Annotated in this window: 19 protein-coding genes and 1 tRNA gene; 9 read left to right on the top strand and 11 right to left on the bottom strand. The window is 71.3% G+C overall.

The window, feature by feature from the left end; translation table 11 throughout:
- The first annotated feature begins 288 nt into the window (after window positions 1-288).
- Complete coding sequence (gene ppc / locus ACTWJ9_RS19560) at window positions 289-3030, top strand: phosphoenolpyruvate carboxylase (RefSeq protein ID WP_279335528.1); 2742 nt, start codon at window positions 289-291, stop codon at window positions 3028-3030.
- 89 nt (window positions 3031-3119) lie between these two features.
- Here ppc and ACTWJ9_RS19565 read toward each other — a convergent pair whose 3' ends face one another.
- The 7 genes from ACTWJ9_RS19565 to ACTWJ9_RS19595 all read right to left on the bottom strand — a co-directional run bounded on the left by ACTWJ9_RS19565 (window position 3120) and on the right by ACTWJ9_RS19595 (window position 8982).
- Window positions 3120-3644, bottom strand: a complete 525-nt coding sequence (locus tag ACTWJ9_RS19565; protein ID WP_279335529.1) for a hypothetical protein — start codon at window positions 3642-3644, stop codon at window positions 3120-3122.
- A 68-nt stretch (window positions 3645-3712) separates the two neighbouring features.
- Complete coding sequence (gene pth / locus ACTWJ9_RS19570; RefSeq protein ID WP_279335530.1) at window positions 3713-4345, bottom strand: aminoacyl-tRNA hydrolase; 633 nt, start codon at window positions 4343-4345, stop codon at window positions 3713-3715.
- A 156-nt stretch (window positions 4346-4501) separates the two neighbouring features.
- The gene (locus ACTWJ9_RS19575; protein ID WP_279335531.1) at window positions 4502-5083 is read right to left on the bottom strand and encodes a 50S ribosomal protein L25/general stress protein Ctc; all 582 of its coding nucleotides are present in this window, start codon (window positions 5081-5083) and stop codon (window positions 4502-4504) included.
- Window positions 5084-5293: 210 nt separating this feature from the next.
- Window positions 5294-6274, bottom strand: coding sequence for a ribose-phosphate diphosphokinase (locus ACTWJ9_RS19580; protein WP_279335532.1), 981 nt, complete (start codon window positions 6272-6274; stop codon window positions 5294-5296).
- A 172-nt stretch (window positions 6275-6446) separates the two neighbouring features.
- Entirely contained in the window at window positions 6447-7892 is a 1446-nt protein-coding gene (gene glmU, locus ACTWJ9_RS19585) for a bifunctional UDP-N-acetylglucosamine diphosphorylase/glucosamine-1-phosphate N-acetyltransferase GlmU (RefSeq protein ID WP_279335533.1), read from the bottom strand.
- Window positions 7893-8027: 135 nt separating this feature from the next.
- Window positions 8028-8098: transfer RNA gene (locus tag ACTWJ9_RS19590), tRNA-Gln, on the bottom strand.
- 11 nt (window positions 8099-8109) lie between these two features.
- Window positions 8110-8982, bottom strand: a complete 873-nt coding sequence (locus ACTWJ9_RS19595; protein ID WP_279335534.1) for a hypothetical protein — start codon at window positions 8980-8982, stop codon at window positions 8110-8112.
- A 168-nt stretch (window positions 8983-9150) separates the two neighbouring features.
- On the opposite strand from ACTWJ9_RS19595, the gene ACTWJ9_RS19600 reads away from it, so the two are divergent.
- Window positions 9151-10479, top strand: coding sequence for a sensor histidine kinase (locus ACTWJ9_RS19600; protein WP_387042346.1), 1329 nt, complete (start codon window positions 9151-9153; stop codon window positions 10477-10479).
- 72 nt (window positions 10480-10551) lie between these two features.
- Here the strand turns inward: ACTWJ9_RS19600 and ACTWJ9_RS19605 are convergent, their stop codons facing one another.
- Window positions 10552-11085, bottom strand: coding sequence for an SUKH-3 domain-containing protein (locus ACTWJ9_RS19605; protein WP_279335536.1), 534 nt, complete (start codon window positions 11083-11085; stop codon window positions 10552-10554).
- A 75-nt stretch (window positions 11086-11160) separates the two neighbouring features.
- Window positions 11161-11691, bottom strand: coding sequence for a YwqJ-related putative deaminase (locus ACTWJ9_RS19610; RefSeq protein ID WP_279335538.1), 531 nt, complete (start codon window positions 11689-11691; stop codon window positions 11161-11163).
- Window positions 11692-12044: 353 nt separating this feature from the next.
- On the opposite strand from ACTWJ9_RS19610, the gene ACTWJ9_RS19615 reads away from it, so the two are divergent.
- Together ACTWJ9_RS19615 and ACTWJ9_RS19620 are read left to right on the top strand one after the other, a co-directional pair.
- On the top strand, window positions 12045-13064 hold the full coding sequence (locus ACTWJ9_RS19615; protein WP_279335539.1) for an SMI1/KNR4 family protein: 1020 nt from the start codon (window positions 12045-12047) through the stop codon (window positions 13062-13064).
- A gap of 9 nt (window positions 13065-13073) precedes the next feature.
- Window positions 13074-15476 (top strand): SUKH-4 family immunity protein, encoded by a 2403-nt coding sequence (locus ACTWJ9_RS19620; RefSeq protein ID WP_279335540.1) that lies wholly within the window; start codon window positions 13074-13076, stop codon window positions 15474-15476.
- Window positions 15477-15595: 119 nt separating this feature from the next.
- On the opposite strand, the gene ACTWJ9_RS19625 is transcribed toward ACTWJ9_RS19620, so the two are convergent.
- Entirely contained in the window at window positions 15596-16102 is a 507-nt protein-coding gene (locus tag ACTWJ9_RS19625) for a GNAT family N-acetyltransferase (protein ID WP_279335541.1), read from the bottom strand.
- Between the two features lie 428 nt (window positions 16103-16530).
- On the opposite strand from ACTWJ9_RS19625, the gene ACTWJ9_RS19630 reads away from it, so the two are divergent.
- The 3 genes from ACTWJ9_RS19630 to mfd all read left to right on the top strand — a co-directional run bounded on the left by ACTWJ9_RS19630 (window position 16531) and on the right by mfd (window position 23813).
- Window positions 16531-17370 carry an ABC transporter ATP-binding protein gene (locus tag ACTWJ9_RS19630; protein ID WP_387039116.1) on the top strand — a complete coding sequence of 280 codons (840 nt, stop codon included), beginning with the start codon at window positions 16531-16533 and terminating at the stop codon, window positions 17368-17370.
- Window positions 17367-19946, top strand: coding sequence for an ABC transporter permease (locus ACTWJ9_RS19635; protein ID WP_279335543.1), 2580 nt, complete (start codon window positions 17367-17369; stop codon window positions 19944-19946). Before ACTWJ9_RS19630 ends, ACTWJ9_RS19635 begins: the two co-directional genes overlap by 4 nt.
- A gap of 333 nt (window positions 19947-20279) precedes the next feature.
- Window positions 20280-23813 (top strand): transcription-repair coupling factor, encoded by a 3534-nt coding sequence (gene mfd, locus ACTWJ9_RS19640; RefSeq protein WP_279335544.1) that lies wholly within the window; start codon window positions 20280-20282, stop codon window positions 23811-23813.
- Window positions 23814-23945: 132 nt separating this feature from the next.
- On the opposite strand, the gene ACTWJ9_RS19645 is transcribed toward mfd, so the two are convergent.
- A complete protein-coding gene (locus tag ACTWJ9_RS19645; RefSeq protein WP_279335545.1) occupies window positions 23946-24131 on the bottom strand; it encodes an antitoxin in 186 nt (61 codons plus the stop codon).
- Between the two features lie 233 nt (window positions 24132-24364).
- Between ACTWJ9_RS19645 and ACTWJ9_RS19650 the strand changes: the two genes are divergently transcribed.
- Window positions 24365-25141, top strand: a complete 777-nt coding sequence (locus tag ACTWJ9_RS19650) for an HNH endonuclease family protein (RefSeq protein WP_387039119.1) — start codon at window positions 24365-24367, stop codon at window positions 25139-25141.
- A 162-nt stretch (window positions 25142-25303) separates the two neighbouring features.
- Window positions 25304-25990 carry a hypothetical protein gene (locus ACTWJ9_RS19655; RefSeq protein WP_279335546.1) on the top strand — a complete coding sequence of 229 codons (687 nt, stop codon included), beginning with the start codon at window positions 25304-25306 and terminating at the stop codon, window positions 25988-25990.
- The last annotated feature ends 2 nt before the right edge of the window (window positions 25991-25992 follow it).

A 25992-nucleotide genomic window follows, 5' to 3' on the forward strand; every position in this document is an offset into this window, starting at 1 on the left:
CGTGTCCCCTGTGAGGTGTGAGGGTCGAGGGTGACGCCGGGCAGCGGAACCGCGCGAGACTTCCTACGGCCCCGTAACCTACGGCAACGTAAGTATGGCAGTGCGTGGCCCGGCGGCACGAGCCCACGAGCCTGTGCGTCCCGGCCGACACCTATCCTGGAAGCCGGTCGGACAGCGCGGTCCGCTCTGATTCCTTCCCGGACGACCGGCCCGTATGCGGCACCAGCCGCCCGAGACGCCGTCCGGGTCCCCTCCAGACCAGCTTCCACACTGCAAGGAGCCGCACCTGTGAGCAGTGCCGACGACCAGACCGCCGCCACGGCGACCACGAGCAGCGAACTGCGGGCCGACATCCGCCGATTGGGTGACCTCCTCGGAGAGACCCTGGTCCGGCAGGACGGCCCCGAACTCCTCGACCTCGTCGAAAAGGTCCGCCGACTCACCCGCGAGGACGGCGAGGCCGCAGCCGAACTGCTGCGCGGCACCGAACTCGAGACCGCCGCCAAGCTGGTCCGCGCCTTCTCCACCTACTTCCACCTGGCCAACGTCACCGAACAGGTCCACCGCGGCCGCGAACTGCGCGCCCGGCGCGCCACCGAGGGCGGACTGCTCGCCCGCACCGCCGACCGCCTCAAGGACGCCGACCCCGACCACCTGCGGGAAACCGTGCGGCACCTCAACGTGCGCCCCGTCTTCACCGCCCACCCCACCGAGGCCGCACGCCGCTCCGTCCTCAACAAGCTGCGCCGCATCGCCGCCCTCCTCGACACCCCCGTCATCCCCTCCGACCGGCGCCGCCTCGACATCCGCCTCGCCGAGAACATCGACCTCGTCTGGCAGACCGACGAACTGCGCGTGGTCCGCCCCGAACCCGCCGACGAGGCCCGCAACGCCATCTACTACCTCGACGAACTCCACGCCGGCGCCGTCGGCGACGTCCTCGAGGACCTCACCGCGGAACTCGAACGCGTCGGCGTCAAGCTCCCCGACGCCACCCGCCCCCTCACCTTCGGCACCTGGATCGGCGGCGACCGCGACGGCAACCCCAACGTCACCCCCCAGGTGACCTGGGACGTCCTCATCCTCCAGCACGAACACGGCATCAACGACGCCCTGGAGATGATCGACGAACTCCGCGGATTCCTCTCCAACTCCATCCGCTACGCCGGAGCCACCGAGGAACTGCTGACCTCCCTGCAGGCCGACCTCGACAACCTCCCCGAGATCAGCCCCCGCTACAAGCGCCTCAACGCCGAGGAGCCCTACCGGCTCAAGGCCACCTGCATCCGGCAGAAGCTCGAGAACACCAAGCAGCGCCTCGCCAGGGACACCCCGCACCAGAGCGGCCACGACTACCTCGGCACCGGCGAACTCCTCACCGACCTGCGGATCATCCAGACCTCACTGCGCGAACACCGCGGCGGCCTCTTCGCCGACGGCCGACTCGCCCGCACCATCCGCACCCTCGCCGCCTTCGGCCTCCAGCTCGCCACCATGGACGTACGCGAACACGCCGACGCCCACCACCACGCCCTCGGCCAGCTGTTCGACCGGCTCGGCGAGGAATCCTGGCGCTACGCCGACATGCCCCGCGACTACCGCACCAAGCTCCTCGCCAAGGAACTGCGCTCGCGCCGCCCCCTCGGCCCCATCCCCGCACCCGTCGACGCGGCCGGCGAGAAGACCCTCGGCGTCTTCCAGACCGTCAAGCGGGCCCTGGAGATCTTCGGCCCCGAGGTCATCGAGTCCTACGTGATCTCCATGTGCCAGGGCGCCGACGACGTCTTCGCCGCCGCCGTCCTCGCCCGCGAGGCCGGACTCGTCGACCTGCACGCCGGCTGGGCGAAGATCGGCATCGTCCCGCTCCTGGAGACCACCGACGAGCTGAAGGCCGCCGACACCATCCTCGAGGACATGCTCGCCGACCCGTCCTACCGGCGCATGGTCGCGCTCCGGGGCGACGTCCAGGAGGTCATGCTCGGCTACTCCGACTCCTCCAAGTTCGGCGGCATCACCACCAGCCAGTGGGAGATCCACCGCGCCCAGCGCCGACTGCGCGACGTCGCCCACCGCTACGGCGTCCGCCTGCGCCTCTTCCACGGCCGCGGCGGCACCGTCGGCCGCGGCGGCGGCCCCACCCACGACGCCATCCTCGCCCAGCCCTGGGGCACCCTCGAGGGCGAGATCAAGGTCACCGAACAGGGCGAGGTCATCTCCGACAAGTACCTCATCCCCGCCCTCGCCAGGGAGAACCTGGAACTGAGCGTCGCCGCCACCCTCCAGGCGTCCGCCCTGCACACCGCACCCCGCCAGTCCGACGACGCGCTCGCCCGCTGGGACGCCGCCATGGACGTCGTCAGCGACGCCGCCCACGCCGCCTACCGCCGGCTCGTCGAGGACCCCGACCTGCCGGCCTACTTCTTCGCCTCCACACCGGTGGACCAGCTCGCCGACCTGCACCTGGGATCGCGGCCCTCCCGCCGCCCCGACTCCGGCGCCGGCCTCGACGGACTGCGCGCCATCCCCTGGGTGTTCGGCTGGACCCAGTCCCGGCAGATCGTCCCCGGCTGGTACGGCGTCGGCTCCGGACTGAAGGCCCTGCGCGAGAGCGGCCTCGACACCGTGCTCGACGAGATGCACGAGCAGTGGCACTTCTTCCGCAACTTCATCTCCAACGTCGAGATGACCCTCGCCAAGACCGACCTGCGCATCGCCCGGCACTACGTCGACACCCTCGTCCCCGACCACCTCAAGCACGTCTTCGAGACCATCCGCGTCGAACACGACCTCACCGTCGCCGAGGTGCTCCGCGTCACCGGTGAAAGCGAACTCCTGGAGGCCGAACCGGTGCTCAAGCAGACCTTCACCATCCGCGACGCCTACCTCGACCCCATCTCCTACCTCCAGGTGGCCCTGCTCAAGCGCCAGCGCGACGCCGCCACCGCCGGCACGGAACCCGACCCCCTGCTCGCCCGGGCCCTCCTGCTCACCGTCAACGGAGTCGCCGCCGGCCTGCGCAACACCGGCTGACCCCCGCGGCACACGACGGTGCCCCCGAGCCGCTCACCGGCTCGGGGGCACCGTCGTGTCGTACACCGGACCCGCGCACGGGCCCGCCCTCAGATCACCAGGAACGCCGCCGTCACCAGCGCCACGCCCGACACCCCCATCACCCACGCCGGCCGCGTCCGCAGCAACCCGCCCGCCACCACCACCGACGCCAGCATCAGCGCCCCGCCCAGCGGAACCCACGCGTGGAGCACCCCCGCCGGACCCGAACGCACCACCTCGGTCCCGCCCGGCTTCACCAGCACCGTGTACGTGCGCCCCTCCGCCACCGCCACCGTGTCCTCCAGCACGACCTCGGCCCGCGGCTGCGACCCCGGCGACAACGGCGTGTACGCACCCTTGCAGGTCCCCGCACCGCAGGACGTCACGGCGACCGTGCCCCGCTCCCGGCCCTTCGTCAGCATCACGTACTGCGCCGTACCCCACGACGCCCACACCCCCGCGATCAGGATCAGCACGGTGACCACGCCCATCGCCGCGAGCCGGACCAGCCGCAGCACGGCGGAGGAACGCCGGGAGACACGCCGGGAGGAGTGCCGGGAAGAGCTCCGGGAGGCGGAGACGGCAGGAGGCATGGCCGAGATCCTTGGCCATGCCTGTACGGTCGGTCAACCTCGGCCGGGTGCGAGGCACCGGAACCGGCTCACGAGTTGTACGTGCCCTGCGCCCGCTCCAGCCCCTCGATCACCAGACACTCCACCGCGTCCGCCGCCCGGTCCACGAAGTAGTCCAGCTCCTTGCGCTCCGCCGACGAGAAGTCCCGCAGCACGTAGTCCGCCACCTGCATCCGCCCCGGCGGACGCCCGATCCCGAACCGCGCCCGGTGGTACTCCCGCCCGAACGCCTTCGTCATCGACTTCAACCCGTTGTGACCGTTGTCCCCGCCACCCAGCTTCAGCCGCAGCGTCCCGTAGTCGATGTCCAGCTCGTCGTGGACCGCCACCACATGGGCCACCGGCACCTTGTAGAACTCCCGCAGCGCGTTCACCGGACCGCCCGACAGGTTCATGAACGACATCGGCTTCACCACGATCACCCGCCGGCTCGCCGGACCCGGCGGCCCGATCCGCCCCTCCACCACCTGAGCCTGGGCCTTCCCGGCCCGCTTGAACCGGCCCCCGACCCGCTCCGCCAGCAGGTCCGCCACCATGAACCCCACGTTGTGCCGGTTCATCGCGTACTCCGGCCCCGGATTGCCCAGCCCCGCGATCAGCCAGGGCGCCGCCGCGTCATCGGTCGTCACGTCCGTTTCTCCCTCATCCACGTATGCACGCATGCACGCGTCCATGCATCCGTACATTCACGCATCGGTGCATCCGCGTCCTGAACGCGTGTCCTGAATGCGCGTCGGCCGCTGCTCCGCACGGGAACAGCGGCCGACGCGCATCGAAGAATACGAAGCCTCCGCGGGCGACGAGGCCCACGAGGACGATCAGGCCTCGGCGGCCTCCTCGCCCTCCGAGACCTCCTCGGCCTGCGCGGCCAGCACCTGCAGCACGACGGTGTCCTCCTCGACCGCCAGCTTGACGCCCTCCGGCAGCACCAGGTCCTTGGCGAGGACCGCGTCACCGGCCGCCAGGCCCTGCACCGAAGCGGTCAGGCTGTCCGGAATGTTCGTCGCCTCCGCCTCGACCGGCAGCGCGGAGAGGACGTGCTCCAGCAGGTTGCCACCCGGGGCCAGCTCACCCTCGGCGTGCACGGGGATCTCGACGGTGACCCGCTCGCCCCGCTTCACCATCAGCAGGTCCACGTGCACCAGGTCACCGCGCAGCGGGTCACGCTGCACCGCCTTCGGGATCGCCAGCTGGCTGCCCTCGCCGTCGATGACCAGATCGATCAGCACGTTCGACGTACGCAGCGCCATCAGCAGCTCGTGGCCCGGGAACGTCAGGTGCAGCGGCTCGAGACCGTGCTCGTACACCACACCCGGGACCTTGTTGTCACGACGGACACGACGCGCGGCACCCTTGCCGAACTCGGTACGGGTCTCGGCGTGCAGCTTCACATCGGCCATACTCATCACTCCTCGAAGACAGTTGTGGACGTGGTCACCCGGCCACGAACGGCCTGCTACGAAGAGCGCGTCGATTACGGACCGCCGTACCCCGCCCCTCACGAAGCGGTACGGCCTCCCTCGCCGAGCAACTGCAGCAGTCTACTCGGACAGGAAGGCCGTACCCAAAACGATCACCCGGGCCATCATCGGGACCGGGCTGCAGAACCCTTACTGCTCGTCGAACAGGCTCGTCACCGAACCGTCTTCGAACACCTCACGCACCGCACGCGCGATCGTCGGCGCGATCGACAGCACCTTGATCTTGTCCAGGTCGGCAGCCAGCTCGTGCGGAGTCGGCAGCGTGTCCGTGAACACGAACTCACTCACCCGCGAGTTCTTCAGCCGGTCCGCCGCCGGACCCGACAGCACACCGTGCGTCGCCGTCACGATGACGTCCTCCGCGCCGTGCGCGAACAACGCGTCCGCCGCCGCGCAGATCGTGCCACCCGTGTCAATCATGTCGTCCACCAGGACGCAGACGCGGCCCTTCACCTCACCGACCACCTCGTGGACCGTGACCTGGTTCGCCACGTCCTTGTCCCGCCGCTTGTGCACGATCGCCAGTGGCGCGCCCAGCCGGTCGCACCAGCGGTCCGCCACCCGCACCCGGCCCGCGTCCGGCGAGACCACGGTCAGCTTCTCCCGGTCCACCTTCGCGCCCACGTAGTCCGCGAGCAGCGGCAGCGCGAAGAGGTGGTCGACGGGACCGTCGAAGAAGCCCTGGATCTGATCCGTGTGCAGATCCACCGTCAGCACCCGGGTCGCGCCCGCCGTCTTCATCATGTCCGCGATCAGGCGCGCCGAGATCGGTTCACGGCCCCGGTGCTTCTTGTCCTGCCGCGCGTAACCGTAGAACGGCACGATGACCGTGATGGACCTGGCCGACGCGCGCTTCAACGCGTCGATCATGATCAACTGCTCCATGATCCACTTGTTGATCGGTGCCGTGTGGCTCTGGATCAGGAAGCAGTCGGCACCACGGGCCGACTCCTCGTATCGCACGTAGATCTCGCCATTGGCGAAGTCGAAGGCCTTCGTCGGGACGACCCCGACCCCCAGCTGGTGGGCGACCTCCTCGGCAAGCTCGGGGTGGGCGCGGCCGGAGAAGAACATCATCTTCTTCTGGCCGGTCGTCTTGATCCCGGTCACAGCACTTTCTCCTCAGAGGTTTCGCAGGTATCGCGGGGACTTGCGGGTTGCGCGGGGTTACACGGCTCGGTCACGAGCGGCCTCTCGGTCCGTACGCGAGGAGCCGTCTCGGCAGATGGGGTGTAGATGTGCATTTATCACGGTACGCCGAATCGGACGCGCCGCTCTCCGGTCACCCCTCCTCGGCCGACCCTCCCGAAGCGGCCTCCGCGGCCTTCGCGGAAGCACTCCCCGGACGCTTACGAGCCACCCAGCCCTCGATGTTCCGCTGCTGGCCACGGGCCACAGCCAGTGAACCGGGCGGCACATCCTTCGTGATCACAGAGCCGGCAGCCGTGTAAGCACCGTCCCCGACGGTGACAGGTGCCACAAACATGTTGTCCGACCCCGTCCTGCAGTGCGACCCGACCGTCGTGTGATGTTTGTCCTGTCCGTCGTAGTTCACGAACACACTCGCCGCACCGATGTTCGAGAAGTCGCCGATCGTGGCATCCCCCACGTACGACAGATGCGGAACCTTCGTCCCCTCACCGATCGACGCGTTCTTCGTCTCCACGTACGTACCGATCTTGCCCTTGCGCCCGAGCCGCGTCCCCGGACGCAGGTACGCATACGGCCCCACGGTCGCCTCCGGGCCGATCTCGGCACCCGCCGACACCGTGTTGTCCACCCGCGCGCCGGCCCCCACCCGGGTGTCCGTCAACCGCGCGTTCGGGCCCACCTCGCAGCCCTCGGCGAGATGCGTCGCCCCCTGCAACTGCGTCCCCGGATGCACGAGCACGTCCTGCTCGAACGTCACCGTCACATCCACCCACGTCGTCGCCGGATCGACCACCGTCACCCCGGCCAGCATGGCCTCCGTCAGCAACCGGTCGTTGAGGATCCGCCGCGCCTCGGCGAGCTGCACCCGGTTGTTGATCCCCGCGATCTCCCGGTGGTCACCCGCCACCGACGCACCCACCCGGTGCCCGGCCTCCCGCAGGATGCCCAGCACATCGGTCAGGTACTCCTCGCCCTGGCTGTTGTCCGTCCGCACCTTCCCCAGCGCGTCGGCCAGCAGCCGCCCGTCGAACGCGAACACCCCGGAGTTGATCTCCCGGATCGCCCGCTGCGTGTCGGTGGCGTCCTTGTGCTCCACGATCGCCGTCACGGCACCGGTGTCGTCCCGCACGATCCGGCCGTACCCGGTCGCGTCCGGCACCTCGGCCGTCAGCACGGTCACCGCGTTGCCGTCGGCGGAGTGCGTGGCCGACAGCTGCCGCAGCGTCCCACCGGTCAGCAGCGGGGTGTCGCCGCAGACGACCACCACGGTCCCCTCCACCGAACCGCCCAGCTCCTCCAGCCCCATCCGCACGGCGTGCCCGGTGCCGTTCTGCTCCGCCTGGACGGCGGTGCGGACGGCGGGGGAGACCTCGGCGAGGTGCGCGGCCACCTGCTCGCGGGCGTGGCCCACGACGACGACCAGGTTCTCCGGCTCCAGCTCACCGGCGGCGGCGAGCACATGGCCCACCAGGGAACGGCCGCAGATGTCGTGCAGGACCTTCGGAGTGGCCGACTTCATACGGGTGCCCTCACCCGCTGCGAGAACGACGACGGCTGCCGGGCGGTTGGCGCTCACAAGGATGCCCTTCGGCTGTAAGGGGGTGGGGGTGACAACCGCAGGATACCGGGGGTGTTCGAGGAGGGTACGAGTGTGGGTCCTGACCGGGGGTTGGCCGGTCAGGACCCACACTGAGGACGCTGTTGCTGTGGGCTCCCGGAGAAGGATTCGAACCCTCATTCAACGGACCAAAACCGTTTGTCCTGCCTTTAGACGATCCGGGATAATCTGTACGCTATGTCCGATTCGGGTGATCGGCTTCGCGTGCCGCTCCTACTATGCCGTACCAGGCGCCTTCCACGCGACGATACAAGTCGGCTCCTCCGAGTACGCGGATGACCAAGCAGCCTTTGTAGGCCTCTGCGGTGTTCTTTCGGTTCGTCTTCGGGTTGTGCCGCTTGATGGTCGCCTTCTGGAAGTCGGCAGCGTCCACGCCTGCGAGGTCGGCCCAGAACGCTTCTGCCGTTGTCGTGTCCGCCGACTCATGGATGCTCACCCGGAAGCGCAGGCGCTCGCGCTCCACGCCCAGTACGTCGAGCCAGCGCAGGTAGAAGCGGATGACGTTCGGATCGCTGTTGACGAACTGCAGTCTCTCGCAGCGTCGGTACGGCTTGTCCTTGGTGCCCTCTGCCCAGTAAAGGGCGACGCCGGCCAGAAGCACCTCCCGGTCGCTCATGTCGCCGATCTCTGCCATGGCTGTGGCTTTGGTCTGCTGTCGTTCCTCCTCGCGCACTCGCAGTTTCGCCTCCCAGCCTCGCCGTGCGATCGCCGCCGCCTCTTCGGAGCTCCGCTTGCGCTCCGGCTTCGGCAGGTCCCGTACCCACAGTGAGATCGAACCCTTGGAGCAGCCCAGCTCCACCTGGATCCGGTCGTACGTCCAGCCCTGGAGTCGGAGCTCCCTCGCCTTGGCCCGTAGGTCGTCCTTCGCGTTCGGGCGCTTCGTCCACTCCGGGGGCGGCTCGCCCTCCAGGAGGCGGTTGAGGATGTCGTTGTTGTCGACGTGGAGTCGGTCGCGGATCTGGCGTCGGCTCAGTCCCGCCCGCCGCAGCGCCACCGCCTGCTCCCGCAGTCCCTCGAAGTCGGCGTACTTGCCCGGTGCATGTGTCATACGCATACCGTCCGGGCGGAATGCGGGCTTCCGGGATCGAACGGTGTGCGATTCAGCAGTTCGAGTGATTTCGGCCCGTATCGCATCCGAACGGTCACGGATCGTGAGGGAGTGCGGTCGGGGAAACTGCCCGGAAAACCGGCACCTCGCGCCCGTAGGCTGGAGGGCATGACCACGACGGGGGAAGACCACGGGGCGGCCGGCGGAGGGCCGTGGTGGTGGGGAAGGCGGCGGAGTGCCGCGCTGGATGTGAGCCTTGCGGCGGTGTCCGCGCTGGAGTGCGGGCTGGAGGGGATCCCGTTCGCGCGGGACGCGGGGATCCCGGTGGCCGCGGGGGTGCTCTTCGGGCTGCTGGTGGGTTCCGTGCTGGTGGTGCGGCGGCACTGGCCGATCGCCGTGGTGCTGGTGGTGATCGCCGTCACGCCGGCCCAGATGGGCTTTCTGATGGGGCTGGTCGGCCTGTACACGCTGGCCGCGTCGGAGTTGCCGCGCCGGATCATCGGGTCGCTGGCGGGGATGTCGCTGGTGGGGACGCTCATCGTGACGTTCGTGCGGGTGCAGCAGGACATGGCGCGCGGGGAGCTGACCCTGGGGGACTGGTTCGTTCCGTTCGCGTCGATCACGACGTCGCTGGGGCTGACCGCGCCGCCGGTGCTGCTGGGGCTGTACGTGGGGGCGCGGCGGCGGTTGATGGAGAGCCTGCGGGAGCGGGCGGACAGTCTGGAGCGGGAGCTCCAGTTGTTGGCGGAGCGGGCCGAGGAGCGGGCCGAGTGGGCGCGTGACGAGGAGCGGAGGCGGATCGCGCGGGAGATGCATGACGTGGTCGCGCACCGGGTGAGTCTGATGGTGGTGCATGCGGCGGCGTTGCAGGCGGTGGCGCGGAAGGATCCGGAGAAGGCGGTGAAGAACGCCGCGCTGGTGGGGGACATGGGCCGGCAGGCGTTGACGGAGTTGCGGGAGATGCTCGGGGTGCTGCGGTCCGGCGGGAGCGGCGGGAGCGGCGGGGGCCGGGGCGCGGGGGATGCGGTGCCGTTGGTGGCGGTGGGTGTGGCGGCGGCCGCGGCCGCGTCGCGGGCGGTGGACGAGGCGCGGGGTGCGGGGGGTGAAGGGCCGAGGCTGGTGGAGATCGGCGAGTTGGTGGAGCAGTCGGCGGCTGCGGGGGTGGTGGTGGATCTGTCGGTGGAGGGCGAGGGCCGGCCGTATGCGGGGGAGGTGGAGTCGACGGCGTACCGGGTGGTGCAGGAGGCGTTGACGAACGTCCACAAGCACGCGCCGGGGGCGAAGACGTATGTGCGGCTCGCGCATCGGGTGGCGGAGATCGCGATGCAGGTGGAGAACGAGCCGCCGCCGGAGGCGGGGGCGTCGGCGCGGTTGCCGTCGGGTGGGAACGGTCTGGTGGGGATGAAGGAGCGGGTGTCCGCGTTGGGCGGGGTGTTCGTGTCGGGGCCGACGGATGCGGGGGGCTTCCGGGTGTCGGCGGTGATTCCGGCGTCGTAGCCGGGGCCGGAGCAGGGCCGGAGCGGGAGCTGGGCCGGGGCCGGGTGCGTGGGCCTGGAGGTGAGGGTGAGGTCAGCCGGTGGTGAGGCGGGCGGGCCGGGTGCCGGTGACGAGGGCGGTGAGGGCCTGGTCGATGTGGTGGCCGAGGTACCAGTCGCCGGTGTGGTCGAGGGCGTAGACGCGGCCCTGGGTGTCGATGGCGATGAGGGTGTGGGTGTCGGTTTCGGCGCCGATGGGGCAGACCTCGGTGTCGAGGGCGCGGCCGAGGTCGCCGAGGGTGCGGGCCAGGTGGAGGCCGTGCAGGGGGTCGAGGTGGAGGGTGGCGGGGGCGAGTTGGCGGCCGGTGCCGGCGGGGGTGATGCGGAGGCCGCCGAATTCGGCCCAGACTTCGGCGGCGGAGGGGAGGACGGAGTGACGGTGTCCGGCGGGTGAGGTGTGGTCGCGCAGGGTGTCGGCCCAGATCTCGGCTTGGTTGATGTCCCAGCGGCCTGGTTTCCAGCCGGCGGTGCGCAGGGTGGTGTCGACGGGGGCGGGGAAGCGGGGTGAGGTCCCTCCGGGCTCGGGTGGGGCCGGGCGGTGGGGGGCGGGGGTGCGGTCGGTGTGCATCTGCCGTTCGTTCGTCGTCGGGGTGGTGGTGGCCGGTCGGTGCCGGGGAGGGGGGAGGGGGGAGGGGGGCGGGGGTTATCCGGGGTCGACGACGCGGACGCCGAAGTGGGCGGTGAGGGCGGTGCAGGCGCGGCAGGGGGTGGCGAAGCTTCCGTGGAGGGGGTCGCCGTCCTCGCGGATGTGGCGGGCGGTGAGTTTGCCCTGCTTGAGCGCTCTGCGTGCTTCGCCGTTGGTCATGGGTTTGCGTGCGGCGCGCTTGCTGCGGGCGTTGTCGGCGGCGGTGATGTGCCGGGAGATGAGGATGGTCTCGGCGCAGCGGCCGGTGAAGCGGTCGCGTTGGCCGCTGGTGAGGGTGTCGAGGAAGTCCTGGACGAGGGGGTGCAGGTCGGGGGGTGTGTCACCGCGGGCGGCGGTCCCGGTGAGGATGGTGCCGCGGATGGAGAGGGCGGCGGCGATGGTGGGCAGGATGCCGTCGCGGCGGTGGTGGAGGAGGGGGGTGTGGGCGGCGTCGGCGGCGCTCCAGTCGACGCGGGGGTCGCCGGTGCGGGGGTCGCCGGTGCGACCGGTGTGGGCCCCCTGGTGGGTCCCTGTGTGCGTCATATTCATGATCGTCTTTTCCTCCCGCGCATCCCCCGGAAGGTCACAGGGTGCCAAATGGCGTGGCTGATGGGGAAGCTGGGGCGAGGTGACACGCCCAGGTTCGGGCTGACCGTCACGGGAGGGTGACGGTTGGTCACGGAGGCGGGGGAGTGAGCGGCCGGTGCCCGGTGACCGGTGCCGCCGTACCGCATAGGCTGTCGGCACCGTGATTCCTGCGGTGATCCGTGCGGAGGGCGTGCGGGGAGCCGGTGGGGATGCGGCGGTAAGCAGTCGAAACAGACGTGACAGTCGAATACGTTCCGTAACGGTCCGAGGGTGGGCGGTGCGGGGCGTACAGAGTGCCGCAGGGGGCAACCGCCATGACGACAGGTCGGCTCGGGCTGGGGGCACCTCCCGGCCGCCAGGCTGGGGGAAAAACCGTGCCGCCGAACGCGGCCTATGCCGGGCAGGTCGTGCACTTCCCGGATCCGGTGCGGGCGGCCCGTCACCCGAGAGGGGTACGGGTGGACGAGCGTGGTTACCCTGATTTCTCTCCGTACGCGCGTGCGGCCGCGGAGATCGCGGAGCCGCCGGAGGGTTTCGGTGTCGACGAATTGCGGCTGACGGACTACGTGTCGGCGAACGCGACGCTGGCGGCGACCGGTCATGAGCTGTGGGACACGGTGCCGGCGGTGGCGACGCCGCACGGCTGGACGTGGCACCACGCGGTGGCCTCGCGGCGGCTGGAGCTGGTGCCGGTCGAGGTGAAGGCGTTGCTGCGGCACCACGGTGGTGTGGTGACGTCGGGTGTGGACCAGGACAAGCGGGGGACGCGGCCGTTGCAGGAGACGCGGCCGGCGCACTTCGGGCTGCCGAAGTCGGGGCTCGCGGTGACCGAGGCGCAGGTGCTGGAGGTCGAGGAGGACCTCGGGTACCGGCTGCCGGGCGCGTACCGGTCGTTCCTGAAGGTGGCGGGTGGTTGTGCCCCGGTGGGGACGGCGCTGGACGCGGAGCTGGGGCTGCTGGTCGACCAGCCGTTCTTCACGGTGCGGGACGAGGCCGCGGTCAACGACCTGGTGTACGTCAACAAGTGCCTGCGTGATCACCTCACCAAGGACTACCTGGGGGTCGCTTTCGTCCAGGGCGGTCTGCTGGCGGTGAAGGTGAAGGGCGACCGGGTGGGTTCGGTGTGGTTCTGCGCGTACGACGACGCGCGGGACGTGGATCCGTCGTGGACGCCGGCGGAGCGGGTGGAGCGGCTGCTGCTGCCGTGCGGGGACGACTTCGACGCGTTTCTGGCACGGTTGGCGGGGTCGCCGCCCGAGTTGGAGACGGTGGCGAATCTGATGGTGGACGGCGGCTTCGCGCAGGTCGTTCCGGTTTCCTCCGCGGGGGAGTGAGGTCTGGCGATGGTGACGTTCGCGCAGGCGCAGGAGCGTGCGGAAGAGTGGATCAACGGGGATGTGCCGTCGTATCAGCACCGTGAGGTGCGGGTGCGGGAGTTCGATCTCGGGTTCGTGGTGTGGGCGGAGGACCGCGCGGACGGGCCGCGTTCGGAGGGCGGCGCGCAGCGGCTGGTGATCGCCCGGGACAGTGGTGAGGCTTCGTTGTGGCCCGCGCTGGCGGTGGGTGAGGTGATCCGCCGGTACGAGGAGGAGTACGGCCGTGCGGAGGCGGTGCCGGAGCCGGCGCCCGCGGCGCGGGTGGATCTGAATCAGACGTCGTTCCTGCTGAGTCCGCCGGAGTGGTTGCAGGAGGCCGCGGACCGGCTGGGGATCCCGGATCGCCGGGGGGAGACGTCGGGCGGTGCGGCGGGGGCGGGCGGTACCGCCGGTACCGCCGGTGGTGCTGCCGTGGCGGCGGGTCCGGGGGCCGGTTCTTCCGGTGCCGTCTGGCCTGCTGCCGGCGGGGGCGACTCCCGGGCGGGGACTGCCGGTGCCGGTTCCGGTGCGTCGGGTGAGACGGCCGGGGCGACGCCGTGGGCCGGTACGGATACGAACGCCGATGCCGGTGAGGACCGTTCCGTGCCGCTGCCGGAGACCGTGTTCGCTCCGCCGCTGAGCCAGTCGGACGAGGGCACGCCGCCGCCGGCTGCGCCGGAGGCGCAGACGGCGCTGATCTCGGGTGGCAGCCGGCTCCCGCCGACGGCGGTGAGCCCGGCGCTCCAGGCCCCGGGTGCGCAGGTTCCGCCGGGTACGCAGGCGTACCCGGCGGCGCCGGGCGCCAGGGACATCGCCGATGCCGCGACCAGCAAGGCGCCGCCGCCGCGTCGTGCCTCCGGGCCGACGACGCCGCCTCCGCCGGGTGTCCCGGGTACGCCGGGCGTGTGGGCGGGGACCACGCCTCCGCCGCCGGCCGCGCCCCCGTCGGGCCCCGGCACGCCGGGTGGTCCGGCGGGCGGGTACGTACCGACGCAGATGATGTCGTCGCCGGGGTCCAACGGGCTCAGCGGCCTCGAGGGTCCGGAGGGACCGGGAGGGGCCCCGACGCCACCGCCCGGCGCTCCGACCGCGCCGCCGGGTACTCCGCCTCCGCCCGGGGCGCCGTCCGCGCCCGGTGGTACGCCGCCCGGTGGGGTGCGTCCCGCCGCGACGATGTTCGCCGACCCCGGCCGTCCGGGTGCCCCCGGTGCGCCGCAGCCGCCCGGTCCGCCGGGTGCTCCGGGGGGCGCGGGTGGGCGTGGTTCCGTGCACCACGCCGAGACCGTGCTGGGCGGTCCTACGGTCGGCAGCCCCGGCGCGCCTCCGCCTCCGCCGCCTCCCGCACCCCCCGGTGCCCCCGGCGGTGTGCCCGGCGCGGTGCCTCCGGCGTACGGCTATCCGCCGCCGCCCGTCGGACAGCCGACGGTCGGCCCCGGCTATCAGGCGGTCCTGCGCTACCGCGCGCAGGACGGTTCCGAGCAGCAGCTGATCCGGCGTTCGGCGCCGGGTACGCCGCACCCGGAGTGGCAGATCTTCCACGAGCTGCGTGCGATGAACGTGCCGCCGGGCCAGGTGCTGGAGCTGCACACGGAGTTGGAGTCGTGTGAGCTGCCGGGTGCGTACTGTGCCCGGATGATCCGGGAGCAGTGGCCGCAGGCGCGGATCACGAACATCGCCCCGTACGGCACGGATCACGCGAGCCGGCAGCAGGGCATGCAGCAACTGCTCGCACATCAGGGTGAGCTGCATCAGGTGGCGGACGGTCCTGCCCGGCCGGCGCCGGTGCGTGCGCCGTTGACGCCGGTCACGCCGGCGCCGCCGGTCCCGCCGGAGGTCATCGGGCAGGAGCTGGCGGGGGCGTTCGGGCCGGGTGTGTTCCGGTTCGAGCAGGCCGCGGTGTCCCGGCAGGGGGTGCCGCCGGTGGTGGCGCACACGCTGGTGGTGGCCGGACTGCCGCTGGACATGGGCCCGTTCTTCTGGGCGCAGGCCCAGCCGGGCCGTCCGGTGCCCACGCTGGCGGAGCTGGCCGCGGAGCGGGGCGTGCAGCCGGCCGCGGACGCGGGGTCGTACCTGGTGATGGGCAGCGACTTCGGCAAGGCGATCTGTGTGCAGTACGGCACGGCGAACATCGTCGCGGTGCCGGTGGAGCCGGGGCCGGGCGGTGCGCCCGTACCGCCGCAGTTCGTGAACACGGGTCTGCCGGAGTTCGCGCGCTGCCTGGCGTTGCTGGGGCGGATGTGGCGGCTGCGGTTCGGCCTGAACCAGGAGCAGGCGGGCCGCTGGACCGTCGACTTCCAGATGCAGCTGGCGGCGCTGGACCCGGCGGCCCTCGGTTCGCCGGACAGCTGGTGGTCGGTCCTGCTGGAGCAGATGTGGGACGGCCTGCTGTGACCTCTCGCCGCTGAGGGCGGCGGACAGGCGGGAGCCGGGCCCGGTCGGATGCGTCGACCGGGCCCGGCTCCCTGTGTGTTTGCCCGTCCGCCCCGCTCGTGCGGCGTCCTCGAGGCGTCTCAGGGTGTGTCCCGGCCTCCGAGGTCCCGGCGGACGTAGCTCACCCCGGGGCGGCCGTCGACCGTGATGTCCCGCACGCGGGTGAAGCCGTTGCGGGTGAGGACGGTCATCGACGCGGGATTGTCCGACGTGGTGACCGCGGTCAGTGTCGTGAGGCCGTACGGCCGCGCTGCCAGACGGCAGACCTGGGTCACCGCCGCCGTCGCCACGCCGCGGCCCGCCGCGCGCTCCCCCACGCGGTAGCCGAGTTCGGCCGAGCCATCCACGACGTCGATCAGGTTCACCCGGCCGACGACCCTCCCGTCCTCCTCCAGGAGGACGTGGAAGTGGCAGGTGCCCGCCTCCTGTTCGGCCAGGAGCGAGGCGTGGCGGGCGGCGAAGCCGGACGGGGTGAAGTACGCGTCCCCCCGGTCCGGTATCGAGCGGGCGAAGTAGGCGCGGTTGTCGTGCTCGAAGGCCAGCAGTGCGGGCGCGTGCTCCACGCGGAGGCGTTCCAGGGTCGGCATGCCGGAACGGTACGCGGGGGCCGCGACCGGGGCACCGGGGTTTTCGCGGCTTGACCCTGACGCGGCGGAAGGGTGGAGGCTGAGGGGGCCGTCGGGAGGAGGCAACCCTGAGACGCGCTCCGCCTGCCGGGGGAGAGCCCTTAGGGGTACCTCCGTACTACGGCTCGGGGAGGGTTCGTACCGACGGATGACGAGACGGGGCGGTGTCGGTCCTTAACCTGGCTTTACGCCGCTGGGGGGTGGCGGAGCACACCGCCGGGGGTGGGGTTTTCCTCAGGAGAAGACTGCGCCGGGCACCAGGGCGCACGATCCTCCCCGCCGCCAGACTGAACCACGTCGAACGAACACGCACGCAGCGGCCGTCGGGCACGACGGCGGTCGCGCCGGGCACTGCTGTCCCACCTGCTGACCGACATAGGAGAATTACCGTGACATCGGCTGTGACCATTCCCGGGCACGGGGGCGATTCGGAAGGTGCGGCGCGAAGCGCCTCGATGAGGGGTGGTGGCCGGGCGACGGGAGGGAGTACGGCCGTTGCCGCGCGGGCGCGGCAGGTCGTGAAGGCGTACGGGGCCGGTGAGACCCGCGTCGTCGCGCTCGACCACGTCGACGTGGACATCGCCCGCGGCCAGTTCACCGCGATCATGGGCCCCTCGGGGTCCGGCAAGTCCACACTGATGCACTGCCTGGCCGGGCTCGACACCGTGACCAGCGGGCAGATCCATCTGGACGAGACCGAGATCACCGGCCTGAAGGACAAGAAGCTCACGCGGCTGCGCCGGGACCGGATCGGGTTCATCTTCCAGGCGTTCAACCTGCTGCCGACGCTGAACGCGCTCGAGAACATCACGCTGCCCATGGACATCGCCGGCCGCAGGCCCGACCAGGAGTGGCTGGACCGGGTGGTGGAGACCGTGGGGCTCGCCGGGCGGCTGAAGCACCGGCCCACCCAGCTGTCCGGGGGTCAGCAGCAGCGCGTCGCCGTGGCGCGGGCGCTGGCGGCCCGGCCGGAGATCATCTTCGGTGACGAGCCGACCGGAAACCTCGACTCGCGGGCCGGTGCCGAGGTCCTCGGCTTCCTGCGCCGCTCGGTCGACGACCTGGGCCAGACCATCGTGATGGTCACCCACGACCCGGTCGCCGCCTCCTACGCGGACCGGGTGCTGTACCTCGCCGACGGCCGCATCGTCGACGAGATGCACCAGCCGACGGCCGAACAGGTCCTGGACCGGATGAAGGACTTCGACGCCCGGGGGCGCACGTCATGACCGTGTTGAAGACCTCGATGCGCAACTTCCTCGCGCACAAGGGGCGGATGGCGCTGTCGGCCGTCGCGGTGCTGCTGTCGGTGGCCTTCGTCTGCGGGACCCTCGTCTTCACCGACACGATGTCCACGACGTTCGACAAGCTGTTCGCGGCCACGGCGTCGGACGTCACGGTCAGCGCCAAGGACGCCTCCGACGGCGGCGAGACGACCTCCGACAACGGCAAGCCGCCGGTCATCCCGGCCTCCGTGCTCGCCGAGGTGCGGAAGGTGGACGGGGTGAAGTCGGCCGAGGGGGCGCTGCACTCCACCTCGCTGACCGTCGTCGACGGCGACAAGGAGAGCCTCTCGCCCACCAGCGGCGGCCCGACCATCGTCGGCAACTGGACCGCCAACGACGCCCGCACCATGAAGATCACCTCCGGTGCGGCGCCCGAGGGCCCCGACCAGATCCTGGTCGACGCCGACACCGCCGACAAGCACGGCCTGGAACTCGGTGACGAGATCGGCGTGATCAGCGTGGTCGGCACGCACACCGCGAAGGTCTCCGGCATCGCCGACTTCACCGTCACCAACCCCGGTGCCGCGATCTTCTTCCTGGACACGAAGACCGCCCAGCAGGCCCTGCTCGGCGAGAGCGGCGTCTTCACCAACGTCAACGCCACGGCCGCCGACGGCGTCAGCCACGCGCAGCTGAAGAAGAACGTCGCCGCCGCGCTGGACGGCGACTACAAGGTGCTGACCGCGAAGGAGAGCGCGGAGGCGGGCCAGAAGGACGTCGAGGGCTTCATGAGCGTCCTGAAGTACGCGATGCTCGGCTTCGCCGGGATCGCGTTCCTCGTCGGCATCTTCCTGATCATCAACACCTTCTCCATGCTGGTCGCCCAGCGCACCCGGGAGATCGGCCTGATGCGGGCCATCGGCTCCTCCCGCAAGCAGGTCAACCGCTCGGTGCTGATCGAGGCGCTGCTGCTCGGCGTCGTCGGTTCGGTGCTCGGGGTGGGCGCGGGCGTGGGACTCGCCGTCGGGCTGATGAAGCTCATGGGCATGGCGGGCATGGAGCTGTCCACGGACGACCTCACCGTCGCCTGGACGACTCCGGCGATCGGACTGCTCCTCGGTGTCGTCGTGACCGTCCTGGCCGCCTATCTGCCGGCCCGGCGGGCCGGCAAGATCTCCCCGATGGCCGCGCTGCGTGACGCGGGTGCCCCCGCGGACGCCAGGGCCGGCCGGATCCGGGGCGGCGTCGGCACGCTGCTGACCGCGGCCGGCGCGTTCGCCCTGTACCTCGCGGCGGCCGCGGAGAAGGCCGCGGAGGGCTCGATGTGGCTGGGCTTCGGCGTGGTGCTGTCGCTGATCGGCTTCGTTCTCATCGGTCCGCTGCTCGCCGGTGGTGTGGTCCGTGTCCTCGGCGTCGTCGTGCTGCGGGTCTTCGGCCCCGTGGGGCGGATGGCCGAGCGCAACGCGCTGCGCAACCCGCGCCGCACCGGTGCCACGGGCGCCGCGCTGATGATCGGGCTGGCCCTGGTGGCGTGCCTGTCGGTGGTCGGCGCCTCCATGGTGGCCTCGGCCACCGACGAGCTGGACAAGAGCGTCGGCACGGACTTCATCATCCAGTCCGACAGCGGCCAGCTGATCACCCCGCAGGCGGTCCAGGCCGTGCAGGACGCCCCGCAGGTGGAGCGGGTCACCGAGTACAAGTGGACCGAGGCCGACTTCACCACGCCCGACGGCAAGACGCTCAAGAACACGGCGATCACGGCGGCCGACCCGACGTACGCCACCGACCTGCGGGTCGAGACGGTCGAGGGGAAGCTGGAGGACGCCTACCGGCCCGACTCGATGTCCGTCCACGAGAAGTTCGCCGAGGACCACGGCATCGGCCTCGGATCGAAGATCGACGTCGCGTTCAAGGACGGGGAGACCGCCGGCCTGACCGTCCGGGCGATCACCAGCAGCGACGCCGTGGTCGACGCGGGCGCGATGTACACGTCGATCGACACCATGGCCAGGTACGTCCCGGCCGACAGGATGCCGCTGGACATGCTGCTCTTCGTCTCGGCGAAGGACGGCCAGCAGGACGCCGCGTACACGGCGCTGAAGGACTCGCTGCACGAGTACCCGCAGTACACCGTGCGCGACCAGACCGACTACAAGGAAGCGCTCAAGGACCAGATCGGCCAGCTGCTGAACATGATCTACGGTCTGCTGGCCCTGGCGATCGTCGTCGCGATCCTCGGTGTGGTCAACACCCTGGCCCTGTCGGTGGTCGAGCGGACGAGGGAGATCGGCCTGATGCGGGCCATCGGCCTCTCGCGCCGCCAGCTGCGCCGCATGATCCGCCTGGAGTCGGTCGTCATCGCCCTCTTCGGTGCCCTGCTGGGCCTGGGGCTGGGCATGGGCTGGGGCGCCACCGCCCAGCAGCTCCTCGCGCTGGAGGGCCTGAAGGTCCTCGAGATCCCGTGGCCGACGATCATCGGTGTGTTCATCGGCTCGGCGTTCGTGGGTCTGTTCGCGGCCCTGGTCCCGGCGTTCCGGGCGGGCCGGATGAACGTCCTGAACGCGATCGCCACCGAGTGACCACCGCCCGGCCACCGCGCACGGGGGCAGCGGGGGAGCGCCCGGCGCCGGGAAGTCCTGAGGGACTTTTCGGCGCCGGGCCCGTTGACGCCCGGACTTGTGGCCGACCGGCCGGCCGACCGGCTCGGGCGGCGCACCGGCCCCGGGCGCCGGACGCCATCCATGGGCTTCGGCCGTGTCGTCCGCGGGTTTCGGCCGTGTCGTCCGTGGGCTTCGGGCGTCGTCCACAGGCTTCCGGCGTCCAGGGGCTCGGCGTCGTACGCTTGGACACCCCCGGCCCGCGGCGCGCGTCGGGCCTGTCGTGATGCACACCCCCGGATGGAAGCGCCTCGAATGAGCCTGCACGGTCTGCTGGACGCCGTCGTCAAGGACACCGCCCTCGCGGAAGCGATCGCGGCGGCCGCCGACGGCAACCGGATGCACGTCGACCTGGTCGGCCCCCCGGCCGCCCGCCCCTTCGCGGTCGCGGCCCTGGCCCGGGACACCGGCCGTACCGTGCTGGCCGTGACGGCGACCGGCCGTGAGGCGGAGGACCTGGCGGCGGCCCTGCGCTCCCTCCTCCCGCCGGAGGGGGTCGTGGAGTACCCGTCCTGGGAGACGCTGCCGCACGAGCGGCTCAGCCCCCGCAGCGACACCGTCGGACGCCGCCTGGCGGTCCTGCGCCGGCTGGCCCACCCCCGGCCGGACGACCTCGAGACCGGCCCCGTCTCGGTCGTCGTCGCGCCCGTGCGTTCCGTGCTCCAGCCGCAGGTCAAAGGGCTGGGCGAACTGGAGCCCGTCGCGCTGCGGACGGGACAGACCGCCGATCTGAACGAGACCGTCGAGGCGCTCGCCGCCGCCGCGTACGCGCGGGTGGAACTGGTCGAGAAGCGCGGCGAGTTCGCGGTGCGCGGCGGCATCCTCGACGTGTTCCCGCCCACCGAGGAACACCCCCTGCGCGTCGAGTTCTGGGGCGACGACGTCGAGGAGATCCGCTACTTCAAGGTCGCCGACCAGCGCTCCCTGGAGATCGCCGACCACGGCCTGTGGGCCCCGCCCTGCCGGGAGCTGCTGCTCACCGACGAGGTGCGGGAGCGCGCGCGGGTCCTCGCCGAACAGCACCCCGAGCTGGGCGAGCTGCTCGGCCGGATCGCCGAGGGGATCGCGGTCGAGGGCATGGAGTCCCTGGCCCCCGTCCTCGTCGACGACATGGAGCTGCTGCTGGACGTGCTGCCCGAGGGCGCCATGGCCGTCGTCTGCGACCCGGAGCGGGTGCGCACGCGGGCCGCCGACCTGGTGGCGACCTCGCAGGAGTTCCTGCAGGCCTCCTGGGCGGCCACCGCCGGCGGCGGGGAGGCGCCCATCGACGTCGGCGCGGCCTCCCTGTGGTCCATCGCGGACGTCCGCGACCGGGCGCGCGAGCTGGACATGATGTGGTGGTCGGTGTCGCCGTTCGCCGCCGACGAGGAACTGGACAACGACACCCTCAAGCTCGGCATGCACGCCCCCGAGACCTACCGCGGGGACACCGCGCGGGCGCTCGCCGACACCAAGGGCTGGCTCGCCGACGGCTGGCGCACGGTGTTCGTCACCGAGGGCCACGGCCCGGCCTCCCGCACGGTGGAGGTGCTGGGCGGCGAGGGCATCGCGGCCCGGCTGGAGGCGGACCTCGGCGCGATCGCCCCGTCCGTGGTGCACGTCGCCTGCGGCGGCATCGACCACGGCTTCGTCGACCCGGCGCTCAGGCTCGCCGTGCTCACCGAGACCGACCTGACCGGCCAGAAGGCGTCCGGCCGCGAGGGCGCCCGGATGCCGGTCCGGCGCCGCAAGACCATCGACCCGCTCACCCTGGAGCCGGGCGACCACATCGTCCACGAGCAGCACGGCGTGGGCCGCTACGTCGAGATGGTGCAGCGCACCGTGCAGGGCGCGACCCGCGAGTACCTGGTGGTGGAGTACGCCCCCGCCAAGCGCGGCCAGCCCGGTGACCGGCTCTACATCCCCACCGACCAGCTGGAGCAGATCACCAAGTACGTCGGCGGCGAGGCACCCACCTTGCACCGGCTCGGCGGCGCCGACTGGACCAAGACGAAGGCGCGGGCGAAGAAGGCCGTCAAGGAGATCGCCGCCGACCTGATCAAGCTGTACAGCGCGCGCATGGCGGCCCCCGGGCACGCCTTCGGCGGGGACACGCCCTGGCAGCGCGAGCTGGAGGACGCCTTCCCGTACGCGGAGACGCCCGACCAGCTGACCACGATCGCCGAGGTCAAGGAGGACATGGAGAAGTCGGTCCCGATGGACCGGCTGATCTGCGGCGACGTCGGCTACGGCAAGACGGAGATCGCGGTGCGCGCCGCGTTCAAGGCGGTCCAGGACGGCAAGCAGGTCGCCGTGCTCGTCCCCACCACGCTGCTGGTGCAGCAGCACTTCGGGACGTTCGGCGACCGGTACGCGCAGTTCCCGGTGAACGTGCGGGCGCTGTCCCGGTTCCAGACCGACACCGAGGCGAAGGCCGTCCTGGAGGGCCTGAAGGACGGCTCGGTCGACGTCGTCATCGGCACCCACCGGCTGTTCTCCTCCGAGACCAGGTTCAAGGACCTGGGCCTGGTCATCGTCGACGAGGAGCAGCGCTTCGGCGTCGAGCACAAGGAGCAGCTGAAGAAGCTGCGGGCCAACGTCGACGTGCTGACCATGTCGGCCACCCCCATCCCGCGCACCCTGGAGATGGCGGTCACCGGCATCCGTGAGATGTCGACGATCACCACGCCGCCGGAGGAGCGCCACCCGGTGCTCACCTTCGTCGGCCCCTACGAGGAGAAGCAGATCGGTGCGGCCGTCCGCCGTGAACTGCTGCGCGAGGGGCAGGTCTTCTACATCCACAACCGGGTGGAGTCGATCGACCGCGCGGCGGCCCGGCTGCGGGACATCGTGCCCGAGGCGCGGATCGCGACCGCGCACGGGCAGATGTCGGAGTCGGCGCTGGAGCAGGTCGTCGTCGACTTCTGGGAGAAGAAGTACGACGTACTGGTGTCGACGACGATCGTCGAGTCCGGCATCGACATCTCCAACGCCAACACCCTGATCGTGGAGCGCGGCGACAACTTCGGCCTCAGCCAGCTGCACCAGCTGCGCGGCCGGGTCGGCCGGAGCCGGGAGCGCGGATACGCGTACTTCCTGTACCCGCCGGAGAAGCCGCTGACGGAGACCGCGCACGAGCGGCTCGCGACGATCGCCCAGCACACCGAGATGGGCGCGGGCATGTACGTGGCGATGAAGGACCTGGAGATCCGCGGCGCCGGAAACCTGCTCGGCGGCGAGCAGTCCGGCCACATCGCGGGCGTCGGCTTCGACCTGTACATCCGGATGGTCGGCGAGGCCGTCGCGGACTACCGGCGCCAGCTGGAGAGCGGGGAGATCGAGGAGGAGCCGCCGCTCGAGGTCAAGATCGAGCTGCCCGTCGACGCGCACGTCCCGCACGACTACGCGCCCGGCGAGCGGCTGCGCCTGCAGGCGTACCGGGCGATCGCCTCCGCGAACTCGGAGGAGGACGTCAAGGCGGTGCGCGAGGAACTCGTCGACCGCTACGGCAAGTTGCCGGAGCCGGTGGAGAACCTGCTGCTGGTGGCGGGCCTGCGCATGCTGGCGCGCGCGTGCGGCGTCGGGGAGATCGTCCTGCAGGGCAACACCATCCGGTTCGCCCCGGTGGAGTTGCGCGAGTCCCAGGAGCTGCGCCTCAAGCGGCTCTACCCCGGCACGGTCCTCAAGCCGGCCGCCCACCAGGCGCTGGTGCCCCGGCCGAAGACGGCGAAGGTGGGCGGAAAGCCGCTGGTCGGCCGGGAGTTGCTGGCGTGGGTCGGGGAGTTCCTGACCTCGGTCCTGGGGTCGTGACCCGGGGGCCCCGCCGGTCAGGCCAGGTGCGCGGGGTGGACGGGGCACACGGGGTGCACGCGGCACTCGGGGCATGAGCGAAGCCGCCCACGGCAGGGGGTTCCGTGGGCGGCTTCCGGCCCGGACGCACGCCTATGGCTGATCGGGGCGGTCGCGCTTCATGCCGAGCCGCTCCTCTGCCTGCCGCTGCCCGGCGTCGATCTGGTCCTCGTACTTTCCGCCGGTCCGCTCGTTGAGCTTCTTCTCGGCGGCGTCGGAGGCTTTCCTGGCCTTCTCCTGTGCCGACTTGTTGCTCTTGAACTTGTCGAAGATGCCCATCCGGAGCTCCTTCCGAGGTGACTCAGCATCGACCCTACGCGCGACATGCGAGGAATGCTCCTTTTGGGCCCGTATGGTCTGGACCTCTCTCTGGCTACGGTGGACCGGGCGCGATATCGCTCCTGCGCGAGCGGGTAAGAAGAACGTGCAGCACGGAACAGCAAGGGAGGGGTGCCGTGACGCGGTACTCGACGTGGGACGGGGCACGACGTACGGGGCGGGCCGGCGGGCGAATACGCCGCGGCGGCGGACCGGGGCTCTCACGCCGTACGGGGACCGCGGTGTCGGCGCTGGCCGCCGTGGCGCTCCTCGCCGGCTGCGAGGGCGTGGTGGACACCGGTTCCCCCGCCGGGGACAGCCCGGCGGCAGTGGACGGACGCGCCGTCAGCCCCCTGGACAACCCGGACGGCACCGCGCCGGGCCTCGCACCGCTGACCGGGGAGACGGACCGGGCGGCGGCCGTCGACCTCATCGAGAAGGTGACCACCAAGGGCCGCGGACCGAAGACGGGTTACGACCGCGACGAGTTCGGCTACGCCTGGAAGGACACCGCCGACGGCGTCCCCCTCGCGCGCAACGGCTGCGACACCCGGAACGACCTGCTGCAGCGCGACGGGCAGGAGGTGCGCTTCCGCTCCGGTTCCGACTGCGTGGTGGTGGCCATGACCCTGGCCGACCCGTACACCGGCAAGACCATCGAGTGGCGCAAGGAGAACGCCTCCGAGGTCCAGATAGACCACGTGGTCCCGCTCTCCTACAGCTGGCAGATGGGCGCCTCCCGCTGGTCGAAGGAGAAACGGGAGCAACTGGCGAACGACACCCTCAACCTCATCCCGGTCGAGGGCCGCGCCAACTCCGCCAAGAGCGACTCCGGGCCCGCCGCCTGGCTCCCGCCGAGCAAGCCCGTACGGTGCTCGTACGCGGTCCGCTTCGCGCAGGTCGCCGTCAAGTACGAGATGCCGGTGACCACGGCCGACAAGCGCATGATGCTGGAGCAGTGCGGCGGCTGACCGCCGCCGGGTGAGGGACGGCGAAGGGATCGGGACGACAACGGTTCGGTACAACCCGGACCAGTTGTCCCCGGTGGCCTATACGCTCGGACTTCCACCCGAGTTCCGCCCCCGTGCGGACTTATCACCCGTCCCATCGGCCACACCGGTTCAGGAGCAGTCATGTACGGCCACGGCGTGGCACCGCCCACCCGCAGCACGGCAACGGTCATCACCCTGCGCGTGCTGTTCGTCGCCGCCGGTTTCCTGTCCTGCGGGCTGCTCGCCTGCGTGCCGCTGTTCCGGGTCGCGCTCCTGCGGGGGCGCGTCGCCGACTGGGTGGCGGCCTGGGCGAGCCTGCCCGTGTCCGTCGTCCTGCTGATGGTGATCGGTACGCTGCCGGAGTCGGACACCCGTACCGACGTCGCCGTGGCCATGCTCCTGATCCTCGGCACCGGCGCCGCCGCGTACTACCTGACCGTGGACATCCGCTTCCACCACAGGCTGCGCCAGTACGGGGTGCACGGCCCGCCGTCGCCCCACGCCACGACGATGCACGCGTCGGGCCCCGGCACTCCCTCCCCGTACGGCTATCCGCAGCCCGCGTCGCCGTACGCGCCCACAGTCGTGTCGCGGCCCCAGGCGCAGATGCCCGGGACACCCGGGCCGTCCGCACCGCCTCCCACGCCCGGACCGCACCGTTCCACGCCGTCCGCCCCCGTGCCCCCGATGCCGCAGCAGCATCCCGGGCAGCCGGCCCGTATCGACCAGGTGCGCGCCGAACTCGACGAGCTCAGCGACTACTTGCGCAGGAGCGACGGGCACGAGGGCGGCGACCAGGGCCACGGCCACGGCCACGGTGGACGGTGAGT

It is taken from the genome of Streptomyces sp. GDS52, from assembly GCF_052246875.1.
Taxonomy (GTDB): domain Bacteria; phylum Actinomycetota; class Actinomycetes; order Streptomycetales; family Streptomycetaceae; genus Streptomyces; species Streptomyces cathayae.